The organism is Streptomyces sp. NPDC090032 (genome assembly GCF_044748025.1).
In the GTDB taxonomy this organism is placed as follows: Bacteria; Actinomycetota; Actinomycetes; order Streptomycetales; family Streptomycetaceae; genus Streptomyces.
Genome location: NZ_JBIVFF010000008.1, coordinates 413,763 through 424,674, shown reverse-complemented (window position 1 = coordinate 424,674; position 10,912 = coordinate 413,763). Strand labels below are relative to the sequence as shown.

The following is a 10,912-nucleotide window of genomic DNA, read 5'->3' as shown; positions in this document are numbered from 1 at the left end:
GGACCCTGTGGGAGAGTAGGACGCCGCCGAACTAATTTTGAAGAAAACCCCCGTAACGGATGAGAATCCTGTTACGGGGGTTTTCTGCGTTGTGCACCTAGTTGTGCGGCAATGCTTGTGCACCCCTCTGCGCGGCCCCATGTGGGCTGAGGGTAAGGTCAGGGGGCATCGTTGGCTCGTTTCCCCACAGGAGGCCCCCGGGTGGAGGTCCAGGAGACCCGTGTCCAGACGGACCGGGTGCTCACCATCCCGAACATCCTCAGCATGGCGCGGCTCCTTGGCGTACCGCTGTTCCTGTGGCTCATCCTCAGGCCCGAGTTCGGCGGGCCCAAAAGCGATGGCTGGGCCCTTCTGGTCCTGATGCTGAGCGGCGTCAGCGACTATCTCGACGGGAAGCTCGCCCGGCGCTGGAATCAGATCAGCAACCTCGGCCGGCTCCTCGATCCTGCCGCCGACCGGCTCTACATTCTGTCCACGCTGGTGGGACTCACCTGGCGCGAGATTCTGCCGATCTGGTTGACGGCCATACTGCTTGCCCGGGAACTCGTTCTCCTGGTGATGGTGGGCATCCTCCGCCGGCACGGCTATCCGCCGCCGCAGGTGAACTTCCTCGGCAAGGCCGCGACGTTCAACCTCATGTATGCGTTCCCCCTGTTGCTCCTGAGCGACGGAAGTGGCTGGATCAACACGCTCGCTGCTATTTTCGGATGGGCGTTCGCAGGATGGGGTACAACGCTCTATTGGTGGGCAGGGATCCTCTACGTAGTACAGGTCCGCCGACTGGTCAAGGCGGACTCCACGGCCGATTGAGCTCGCCATGTGGCGGTATTCGAGGCCAGGTTGGCCCGCACTCTGAGATCAGCGGGCCCATCCGGACGGGCGAAGTCGGCTAGACAGTCGTCTCTTCAAGGAGGACGCTTCCGACATGAAGGCCGTCGTAATGGCTGGAGGCGAAGGTACACGCCTTCGCCCCATGACCTCGAGTATGCCCAAGCCGCTCCTGCCGGTCGTGAACCGGCCGATCATGGAGCATGTGCTGCGGTTGCTCAAGCGGCATGGGCTCACCGAGACCGTAGTCACCGTGCAGTTCCTGGCGTCGCTCGTCAGGAACTACTTCGGGGACGGCGAAGAGCTCGGAATGGAGCTCACCTATGCCAATGAGGAGAAGCCACTCGGCACAGCCGGCAGCGTGAAGAACGCAGAGGAAGCACTTAAGGACGACGCTTTCGTTGTGATCTCCGGTGACGCTCTGACCGATTTCGACCTCACCGACCTCATCAATTTCCACAAGGAAAAGGGCGCGCTGGTCACGGTCTGCCTGACCCGCGTTCCCAACCCCCTTGAATTCGGCATCACCATCGTCGACGAACAGGGCAAGGTGGAGCGTTTCCTGGAGAAGCCCACCTGGGGCCAGGTCTTCTCCGACACCGTGAACACGGGCATCTACGTCATGGAGCCCGAGGTATTCGACTATGTCGAGGCCGATGTGTCGGTCGACTGGTCCGGTGATGTCTTCCCGCAGCTCATGAAGGAAGGCAAGCCGGTCTACGGCTATATCGCCGAGGGCTACTGGGAGGATGTCGGCACGCACGAGAGCTACGTCAAGGCGCAGGCCGACGTACTCGAAGGCAAGGTCGACGTCGAGATCGACGGATTCGAGATCTCGCCCGGCGTGTGGGTCGCGGAAGGGGCCGAGGTCCATCCGGACGCCGTGCTCCGTGGTCCGCTGTACATCGGCGACTACGCGAAGGTCGAAGCCGGCGTCGAGCTGCGCGAGCACACCGTGATCGGCTCCAACGTCGTCGTGAAGAGCGGCGCCTTTCTGCACAAGGCCGTCGTCCACGACAACGTGTACATCGGGCCGCACAGCAATCTCCGCGGCTGCGTGATCGGCAAGAACACCGACATCATGCGGGCCGCCCGCGTCGAGGACGGCGCCGTCATCGGCGATGAGTGCCTCGTCGGCGAGGAATCGATTATCCAGGGCAACGTCCGGGTCTATCCGTTCAAGACCATCGAGGCCGGCGCCTTCGTCAACACCTCGGTGATCTGGGAGTCCAGGGGCCAGGCCCATCTCTTCGGAGCCCGCGGTGTCTCCGGCATCATCAATGTGGAGATCACTCCCGAACTTGCCGTGCGGCTCGCGGGGGCGTACGCCACGACGCTCAAGAAGGGCTCGACCGTCACCACGGCCCGTGACCACTCGCGTGGTGCGCGAGCTCTGAAGCGTGCGGTCATCTCCGCGTTGCAGGCGAGCGCCATCGACGTACGAGACCTGGAGAACGTGCCGCTGCCTGTCGCACGGCAGCAGACCGCACGGGGCAGCGCCGGCGGGATCATGATCCGTACGACACCAGGAGTGCCGGACTCCGTCGACATCATGTTCTTCGACGAGCGGGGAGCGGACCTCTCGCAGGCCAGCCAGCGGAAGCTGGACCGGGTGTACGCGCGGCAGGAGTACCGGCGGGCGTTCCCCGGAGAGATCGGCGATCTGCACTTCCCGTCGAGCGTCTTCGACTCGTACACCGGTTCCCTGCTGCGGAATGTCGACACGACGGGGATTGCGGAGGCGGGGCTCAAGGTCGTCGTCGACGCGTCGAACGGCAGCGCCGGTCTGGTGCTGCCCAGCCTCCTCGGGCGGCTCGGCGTGGACTCGCTGACGATCAACCCGGGCCTCGACGAGTCCCGGCCCACCGAGACGCTGGACGCGCGCCGTTCCGGGCTTGTGCGTCTCGGGGAGATCGTGGCGTCCGCGCGGGCCGCGTTCGGCGTCCGGTTCGACCCGGTCGGCGAGCGGCTGTCGCTGGTCGACGAGAAGGGCCGGATCGTCGAGGACGACCGTGCGCTGCTCGTCATGCTCGACCTGGTGGCCGCCGAGCGGCGCAGTGGCCGGGTCGCGCTGCCGGTGACGACGACGCGTATCGCCGAGCAGGTGGCCGCGTACCACGGGACGCAGGTGGAGTGGACGACCACGTCGCCCGACGACCTCACACGCGTCGGGCGGGACGAGGGAACGATCTTCGGTGGTGACGGTCGCGGCGGGTTCATCATTCCGGAGTTCAGCTCCGTCTTCGACGGTGCCGCCGCCTTTGTCCGGCTGATCGGGCTCGTGGCGCGGACGCAGCTGACCTTGAGTCAGATCGATGCGCGGATCCCGCGGGCGCATGTGCTCAAGCGGGACCTCGCGACTCCGTGGGCGGTGAAGGGGCTCGTGATGCGGCGGGTCGTCGAGGAGGCCGGCGACCGGTCCGTCGACACGACCGACGGTGTGCGGGTCGTCGAGGCGGACGGGCGCTGGGTGATGGTGCTGCCCGACCCGGCCGAGGCCGTCACCCATTTGTGGGCCGAGGGGCCCGACGACGCGTCCGCCCAGCAGCTGCTCGACGAGTGGGCGGCAGTCGTCGACAGCGCTGGTCACTGAGCCGTCGCAGGCGCCGGTCGGTGCCCGTCACGGGCGCCGACCGGCACACCGGTGGGGCCATTCGGAGGTAGAGGCCACCACGTGCGACGATGTGCGGCATGCCGCAGCAGCCCCCCGATCGGAGCAGTCCCTCACGGCCCGTGAGCCCGAGGCGCCCCGATGCCTCCATGTCGCTGCTGACGAACGTGATGGACCACAGCCTCGACGACGGATATGCGGAGGCGGCGGCTCGTAAGAAGGCCGAGGGCAGCGGCGGCATGCCGCGTACTCTGCGGGCCAAACTCGGGCTCGCTGCGGGGCTCGTCCTCGCGGCGCTGGTGGTGACGGTGGGCGCGGCGCAGGCGCGGGTCGCGGCGCCGGTCGTGGCGAAGGAGCGCGAGGAGCTCATCGCCCGTATCGACCGGGAGACGGACGCCGCGGACAAGCTCGAGCGTCAGGTGGACACGCTCCGCAACGACGTGAGCGACCGCCAGCGTGAGGCGCTGAAGAAACACGGCGGCGACAAAGGCGAGTTGGTCGGTCTGCTCTCCGGGGCCACGGCGGTGCACGGCCCGGGAGTGAAGCTGGTCGTCGACGACGCCAAGGAAGCCGACCAGGGCGGCGGAGGGCCGCGCGAGAGCGCCGGCTTCTCGGACACCGGGCGGGTGCGCGACCGGGACATGCAGCGGGTCGTCAACGGGCTATGGCAGTCCGGTGCCGAGGCCGTCGCCATCAACGGACAGCGGCTGACGGCCCTGTCCGCGATCCGCGCGGCGGGTGACGCGATACTGGTCGACAACAGACCGCTCGTGCCGCCGTACACGGTGCTCGCGGTGGGGGACGGCCAGCGGCTGAGCACCCGGTTCCAGAACAGCCCTGACGGCCTGTACCTGCACGCGCTGCAGGAGAACTTCGGGATCCGGACCAGCATTTCCGCCCAGGACGACGTCCGCCTGCCCGCAGCGCCGAGCGTGACCGTACGTACAGCACAGCCGAGAACAGAGAAGGGCACATCGTGATCGCCGTACTGGGCCTCGTCGTGGGAGTCGTGGTCGGACTGTTCGTCCGGCCCGAGGTTCCGGCGGTGGTCGAGCCCTACCTTCCGATCGCCGTGGTGGCGGCCCTCGACGCGGTGTTCGGCGGCCTGCGGGCGATGCTCGACGGGATCTTCGACGACAAGGTCTTCGTCGTGTCGTTCCTGTCGAACGTCGTCGTGGCGGCCCTGATCGTGTTCCTGGGAGACAAGCTGGGCGTGGGCGCGCAGCTGTCCACCGGCGTCGTCGTGGTGCTCGGTATCCGCATCTTCTCCAACGCGGCCGCCATCCGACGGCACATCTTCCGGGCGTGAGGCAGATGTCCGAGGACGAGAACAAGAACAAGAACAACGACGAGCAGCACCGCCTGCGCAAGGAACTGCCGGACGAGGTGACCGCCGAAGCGGTGGACGGCGCGGCCGGCGGGGACGACTCGGACGGCGCGGAAGCGCCGGCCGCGGAGACGAAGGCCCCGTCACTGACCGGACGTCAGCGACTGGCGAAGGGGCTGTGGCCGCCGCGAGTCTCCCGCGCGCAACTCATCGTCGCCCTCCTGCTGTTCGTCCTGGGCCTGGGTCTGGCCATCCAGGTGCGGTCCAACAGCGACAGCAGCGCGCTGCGCGGCGCACGTCAGGAAGATCTCGTACGCATTCTCGATGAACTGGATGACCGTACTCAGCGTCTGGGAGATGAGAAGCAGCGTCTCGAGGGGCAGCGCACCGAGTTGGAGAACAGCTCGGACCAGGCCGAGGAGGCCCGCAAACAGACGGTCGAGAGGGAACGGCAACTCGGCATTCTGGCGGGTACCGTGGCGGCGCAGGGCCCCGGGATCACGCTGACGATCAGCGACAAGAAGGGCGCGGTGCAGGCGGACATGCTGCTCGATGCGATCCAGGAACTGCGCGCCGCGGGTGCCGAGGCGATCCAGGTGAACGATGTCCGGGTCGTGGCCGACACGTATTTGACGGACGCGAGCGGCGGACGGGTGAGTGTGGACGGTCACAAGATCGGCGAGCCGTTCGTCTTCAAGGTCATCGGCAAGCCGCAGGACCTGGAGCCGGCGCTCAACATCCCTGGTGGGGTGGTCCAGACTCTGGAGAAGGAGCAGGCCACCGTTACCGTGGCACAGGCGCAGAAGATCGTCGTGGACGCCTTGCGACCGGCGAAGCGGCCTGACTACGCTCAGTCGTCGTCCCAGTGAGGCGGGGGCGTATGAGGGTGGTCCGGCAAGGGCATGAGGTTGCGGGGGGTCGGCGCACTGTAAGTGGGGTGCGTGGTGGAAACTGTTTGGCGGATACGGACGTTGTGAGGGTGTCTGTGTCGCCGAGGTACGGCGGTGTGTGCAATCAGGGTTCGTCCTGCCCCACGGGCGGGTCTGTTTCGGTCAAGGGGAATCGCCCGTGAAGTTGTTTGCGAAGTTGTTCGGCAAGAGCGCACGTGAGGACAGCGGCAATGCCAATGCCACTGCCCGTCATCGTGCACCGCGTAGCCAGGACGCGGAGGTGCAGGGGACGGAGCGTCCGCTGTTCCGTGATCAGGTCGGTCCGCAGGGTGGTGACATTTCGGGCGGACAGGGCGCGTCGGCTGTTGACCCTGCCGCGTCCGGCCGCATAGGTTTCGGGGATCCGTCAACCTCAAGTGCGGGTGGAGGGTTTGCCCCCGATCCGTATGCGTCCCATGCCCCCGCGGGGCAGCCGCGGCAGGAGGATCCGTCCATGTCGGCACAGGTGTGTACGAGGTGCGGAAACCGCAACGCCGAGGCGAGTCGGTTCTGCTCCAACTGCGGTGCGCCTCTGCGCGCCGGAGCCGAGCGTCCGTCCGAGACGACCTCGACGATTTCCATTTCGGGCCTTGAGGCCTACGACGCTGAAGTCACCGGTCAGACGCTGTCGCCGGCGCTCTCCCCGGAGGCTCAGGCCGCCGTCGACGCCCTGCCGCTCGGCTCGGCGCTCCTGGTGGTGCGACGCGGTCCGAACTCGGGCAGCCGCTTCCTCCTCGATGGCGAACTGACCACGGCGGGGCGGCACCCGCAGAGCGACATCTTCCTTGACGACGTGACTGTTTCGCGCCGTCACGTGGAGTTCCGTCGCGGGGCTGACGGCGCCTTCACCGTCAGCGACGTGGGCAGCCTCAACGGCACGTACGTCAATCGGGAGCGGATCGACTCGGTCGTGCTGTCGAACGGCGACGAGGTCCAGATCGGCAAGTACCGGCTGGTCTTCTACGCGAGCCAGCGGGGCATCTGACCTGTCAGGAAGGTCCATGCTTCAAACACCGAAGGGCGGTGCCGGTCACGGCATCGCCCTCACGGACAGTCGGCTGATGAGCATCGGCACCGTGCTGAACGTGCTGCGCGACGAGTTCCCCGAAGTCACCATCTCCAAGATCAGGTTCCTGGAGTCGGAGGGGCTGATCGAGCCGCAGCGCACCCCCTCGGGGTACCGCAAGTTCAGCCCGGACGACGTCGAGCGACTCGCGCACGTACTGCGCATGCAGCGGGACCACTACCTGCCGCTGAAGGTCATCAAGGAACAGCTCGACGCCCTGGAGCGGGGGGAAGCGATCACGCTGCCCTCTCCGGGGCGGCCGGGTGGTGGTGAGGACGGCGGGGCCCCGGAGGGCGGCGAAGGGCCGACAGTGGCCCGTGTGGGCCGTGACGAGCTGCTTGCCGCCGCCGGGATCGAGTCTCCCGAGCTCGACGAGTGGGAGTCGTACGGCCTGATCGCGCCCCTGCCCGACGGTGGATACGACGCGGAGGCGGTCACGGTCGCCGAGCTGGTCATGGAACTGGGCCGCTTCGGGATCGAGCCGCGGCATCTGCGGGCCATGAAGGCCGCGGCCGACCGGGAGGCCGGTCTGGTCGACCAGGTCGTCGCGCCGCTGCGACGGCACCGCAATCCCCAGACGAGGGCGCACGCCCAGGCCCGCGCGAAGGAGCTGGCGGGGCTGACCGTGAAGCTCCACGGGGCTCTTGTGCAGACCGCGCTCGGCGTACGTCTGCCCTGATCCGAGGGGCGCTCGCGCGGTGTGTGACCGGCGATCGACGGGTGCCCGACTACCCAAACCTGCCGGGCACGTCCTAGGGTTGCTGTGTGAACGAGCTCGACGTCGTAGGTGTCCGGGTCGAAATGCCCTCCAACCAACCGATCGTGCTCCTGCGTGAAGTGGGAGGCGACCGCTACCTCCCCATCTGGATCGGACCGGGGGAGGCGACGGCCATCGCCTTCGCACAGCAGGGCATGGCCCCCGCACGCCCGCTGACGCACGACCTTTTCAAGGACGTGCTGGAGGCGGTCGGGCAGGAGCTCACGGAAGTACGCATCACGGACCTGCGCGAAGGCGTCTTCTACGCGGAACTGGTGTTCTCGAGCGGGGTCGAGGTCAGTGCCCGCCCGTCGGACGCCATAGCGCTGGCGCTGCGCACCGGCACGCCGATCTACGGCAGTGACGGTGTGCTCGATGATGCCGGGATCGCGATCCCGGACGAGCAGGAGGACGAGGTGGAGAAGTTCCGCGAATTCCTCGACCAGATCTCGCCCGAGGACTTCGGGACCAACAGTCAGTGACGCGAGCGGTCGTCGGAAGGCGGCCGCCGCCGCGCCGGGGGCACGGCCGGACCATTCGGCTAGCCTTTCCCCGCGGTGAGGTACGGGAAACCACTCGTAGGGTGATTATCACTCGGCGTGCCGAGTGTGGCGATCGTTGACGCACCCCTGGTGACTGCCTACCGTCGAGAAGGCAGGTCAAAGAGGAGGTCGGCGTGAGAAGCAGCGGCGACGGTACGGCTGGGGGCGTCGGACACAGTCCGGCGGAGAGCGGCCCGTACTCGCTTCACGGCCACGCGGCCGATCACATCCCGCGTCGGCCGACGGTGTTGCCGGTGATCGCCCAGAGGGCTGATGAGGCGACGCCCGAGCAGGTCGGATACCGGGGACCCACCGCGTGCGCGGCGGCCGGTATCACCTATCGGCAGCTGGACTACTGGGCGAGGACCGGACTGGTCGAGCCGAGTGTGCGCCCAGCTCACGGGTCGGGGACCCAGCGGCTCTACAGCTTCCGGGACGTCGTGGTCCTGAAGATCGTGAAGCGGTTCCTGGACACCGGTGTCTCACTGCAGAACATCCGCACCGCGGTGCAGCATCTGAGGGAGCGCGGCTTCAGCGATCTGGATCGGCTGACCCTCATGAGCGACGGCGCCACGGTCTACGAGTGCAGCTCGCCGGCGGAGGTCCACGATCTGCTCCAGGGCGGTCAGGGGATCTTCGGCATCGCCGTCGGTGTGGTGTGGCGGGACGTCGAGAGCGCCCTGTCGCAGCTGCACGGGGAGCGCATCGACACCGGCGAGACCCTCCACGGGAACAACCCGGCTGACGAGCTGGCGAGACGGCGCAACCGCGCGGTGTGAGCCGGGCCGCTGCGCCCGCCGGGGGATTGTCAGTGCTGTAGGGCAGCATCGGACATGTGAGAACCGCGCCCACGATCCTGCATCTCGACATGGATGCCTTCTACGCCTCGGCGGAGCAGGCGTCGAAGCCGAGTCTGCGCGGGAAAGCCGTGGTCGTGGGCGGGATCGGGCCTCGTGGGGTGGTGGCCACCGCCTCGTACGAGGCCCGTGTGTTCGGGGTGCACTCGGCGATGCCGATCGGGCAGGCGCGCAGGCTCGCGCCCAATGCCGCCTATCTCGTGCCGCGCTTCCGGCTCTACCGGGAGGTCAGCGAGCAGGTGATGGGGCTGCTGCGGGAGCTGTCGCCGCTGGTGGAGCCGCTGAGCCTTGACGAGGCCTTCGTCGATCTGGAGGCCGGTGAGGTGGCCTGGGACGCCGCTTCGGCGCGGCTCGTCGGTGAGCGGCTGCGGGAGGAGATCCGGGCCGTGACCGGGCTGACCGGGTCGGTGGGGATCGCGGCGTCGAAGATGCTGGCGAAGATCGCGTCCGAGGAGGCGAAGCCGGACGGGCTGGTGCTGATCGCGCCCGGCACCGAGCGCGCGATGCTCGGGCCCATGTCCGTGCGCACGCTGCCCGGCGTGGGGCCCGCGACCGGCGACCATCTCAGACGCGCCGGCATCATCACCGTCGAGGAGATCGCCGAGGCCGGCGAGGACGAGATGGTACGGCTGCTGGGGAAGTCGCACGGGGCGTCGCTCTACGCCATGGCCCTCGCGCACGACGACCGGCCTGTGGTGGCCGAGCGGGACGCCAAGTCGGTGTCGGTCGAGGACACGTACGACGTGGACATCCATGACCGGGTGCGGGTGCGGACGGAGGTGCAGCGGCTTGCCGAGCGGTGCGTGCAGCGGCTGCGGGGGGCGGAGCGGTCCGGGCGGACCGTGGTCCTCAAAGTGCGGCGTTACGACTTCTCCACGCTGACGAGATCCGAGACCCTGCGCGGGCCCACCGACGACCCCGCCGTGGTGCGGGAGGCGGCGGCCCGGCTCCTGGAGTCCGTGGACACGACGGGCGGGGTGCGGCTGCTCGGCGTGGGGGTGACCGGTCTGGCCGACTACACACAGGAGGACCTGTTCGCGCAGGCGCGGGCGCAGGCCGAGGCCGATGCGCACGCGGCCGAGCGTGAGGGTGAGGGTGAGGCGGAAGGGGCGGCTGGTGCGGGGGAAGAGGGGCAGTCGGCCGCGGAAGAGGTCGTGGAAGCCGCGGACCGGCGCTGGGTGGCCGGGCACGACGTACGGCACGAGGGGTTCGGGCACGGGTGGGTGCAGGGCAGCGGGCTCGGGCGGGTGACGGTGCGCTTCGAGACGCCGTACTCGCGGCCGGGGCGGGTGCGTACGTTCCGCACCGACGACCCCGCGCTCGTCCCCGCGGAGCCGCTGCCGCTGGTAGAGGACGGGGCCGAGCGCATCCCGGCACGGGAGCCGGATGCCGGGTCAGGTGTCGTCTGAGTTGCCGGCGATCTTGCCGAAGTCGCGGTCCTGAGGGGGCTCGGGGTCGTTCGGGCCCGTGATGTCGAGACCGTAGTGGTGGTAGAGCTGCAGCTCCTGTTCGGGGGAGAGATGACGGCCGACCCCGAAGTCAGGGGCGTCCTTGATCAAGGAGCGTTCGAAGGGGATCCGCAGGGTGCCCTCCACCAGCTCGCTCGGCTCCAGGGGGACGAAGGCGTCCCGGCTGAACAGGCCTGTGCGTATCGCCGCCCACTCCGGGACGCCGGTCGCGTCGTCGAGGTAGACCTCGTCGACGGTCCCGATCTTGGCTCCGTTGCGGTCGAACGCCTTGCGGCCGATCAGGTTGCGCGGATCGACATCGGTCTGCACGGGGCCCTCCAGCTGCTCGCAACTCATCCGTAAGCACTACCAAAGTGCACATTGGGGAAGGCGGCCACTCGAAGCTGGGGGCATTGTTGCCGCTGGTACGCTGGCGATGGCTGCTGACCCCGTGCGGGAGAGTCCTCCGGATGACACCGGAGGCGCCGAAGGAGCAACTCCTCCCCGGAATCTCTCAGGCCCCTGTACCGCACGGACGAGGTCACTC

11 protein-coding genes and 1 riboswitch are annotated in these 10,912 nt (G+C 68.1%); of the genes, 10 read left to right on the top strand and 1 reads right to left on the bottom strand.

Annotated elements, in window-relative coordinates:
* Positions 1 to 201 precede the first annotated feature (201 nt).
* The 10 genes from ACIPWY_RS22860 to ACIPWY_RS22815 all read left to right on the top strand — a co-directional run bounded on the left by ACIPWY_RS22860 (position 202) and on the right by ACIPWY_RS22815 (position 10,326).
* The gene (locus ACIPWY_RS22860) at positions 202 to 810 is read left to right on the top strand and encodes a CDP-alcohol phosphatidyltransferase family protein (RefSeq protein WP_362909885.1); all 609 of its coding nucleotides are present in this window, start codon (positions 202 to 204) and stop codon (positions 808 to 810) included.
* A 115-nt stretch (positions 811 to 925) separates the two neighbouring features.
* Positions 926 to 3,421, top strand: a complete 2,496-nt coding sequence (locus ACIPWY_RS22855; protein WP_362909887.1) for a mannose-1-phosphate guanyltransferase — start codon at positions 926 to 928, stop codon at positions 3,419 to 3,421.
* Positions 3,422 to 3,510: 89 nt separating this feature from the next.
* Positions 3,511 to 4,419 carry a DUF881 domain-containing protein gene (locus ACIPWY_RS22850; protein ID WP_383895052.1) on the top strand — a complete coding sequence of 303 codons (909 nt, stop codon included), beginning with the start codon at positions 3,511 to 3,513 and terminating at the stop codon, positions 4,417 to 4,419.
* Positions 4,416 to 4,748, top strand: a complete 333-nt coding sequence (locus tag ACIPWY_RS22845) for a small basic family protein (RefSeq protein ID WP_100597644.1) — start codon at positions 4,416 to 4,418, stop codon at positions 4,746 to 4,748. The genes ACIPWY_RS22850 and ACIPWY_RS22845 overlap by 4 nt, the downstream gene beginning before the upstream one ends.
* A gap of 5 nt (positions 4,749 to 4,753) precedes the next feature.
* Positions 4,754 to 5,635, top strand: a complete 882-nt coding sequence (locus ACIPWY_RS22840) for a DUF881 domain-containing protein (protein ID WP_362909891.1) — start codon at positions 4,754 to 4,756, stop codon at positions 5,633 to 5,635.
* Positions 5,636 to 5,834: 199 nt separating this feature from the next.
* Positions 5,835 to 6,680, top strand: a complete 846-nt coding sequence (locus ACIPWY_RS22835; RefSeq protein ID WP_393702940.1) for an FHA domain-containing protein — start codon at positions 5,835 to 5,837, stop codon at positions 6,678 to 6,680.
* Positions 6,681 to 6,696: 16 nt separating this feature from the next.
* Positions 6,697 to 7,440, top strand: coding sequence for a MerR family transcriptional regulator (locus ACIPWY_RS22830; RefSeq protein ID WP_362909895.1), 744 nt, complete (start codon positions 6,697 to 6,699; stop codon positions 7,438 to 7,440).
* 86 nt (positions 7,441 to 7,526) lie between these two features.
* Entirely contained in the window at positions 7,527 to 8,000 is a 474-nt protein-coding gene (locus tag ACIPWY_RS22825; protein ID WP_100597640.1) for a bifunctional nuclease family protein, read from the top strand.
* A gap of 194 nt (positions 8,001 to 8,194) precedes the next feature.
* Positions 8,195 to 8,839, top strand: coding sequence for a MerR family transcriptional regulator (locus ACIPWY_RS22820; protein ID WP_362909897.1), 645 nt, complete (start codon positions 8,195 to 8,197; stop codon positions 8,837 to 8,839).
* A gap of 56 nt (positions 8,840 to 8,895) precedes the next feature.
* On the top strand, positions 8,896 to 10,326 hold the full coding sequence (locus ACIPWY_RS22815) for a DNA polymerase IV (protein WP_393702937.1): 1,431 nt from the start codon (positions 8,896 to 8,898) through the stop codon (positions 10,324 to 10,326).
* On the opposite strand, the gene ACIPWY_RS22810 is transcribed toward ACIPWY_RS22815, so the two are convergent.
* Entirely contained in the window at positions 10,312 to 10,695 is a 384-nt protein-coding gene (locus tag ACIPWY_RS22810) for a PRC-barrel domain-containing protein (protein WP_362910024.1), read from the bottom strand. The genes ACIPWY_RS22815 and ACIPWY_RS22810 overlap by 15 nt on opposite strands.
* Before the next feature lie 114 nt (positions 10,696 to 10,809).
* A riboswitch (glycine riboswitch) is annotated at positions 10,810 to 10,905 on the top strand.
* The last annotated feature ends 7 nt before the right edge of the window (positions 10,906 to 10,912 follow it).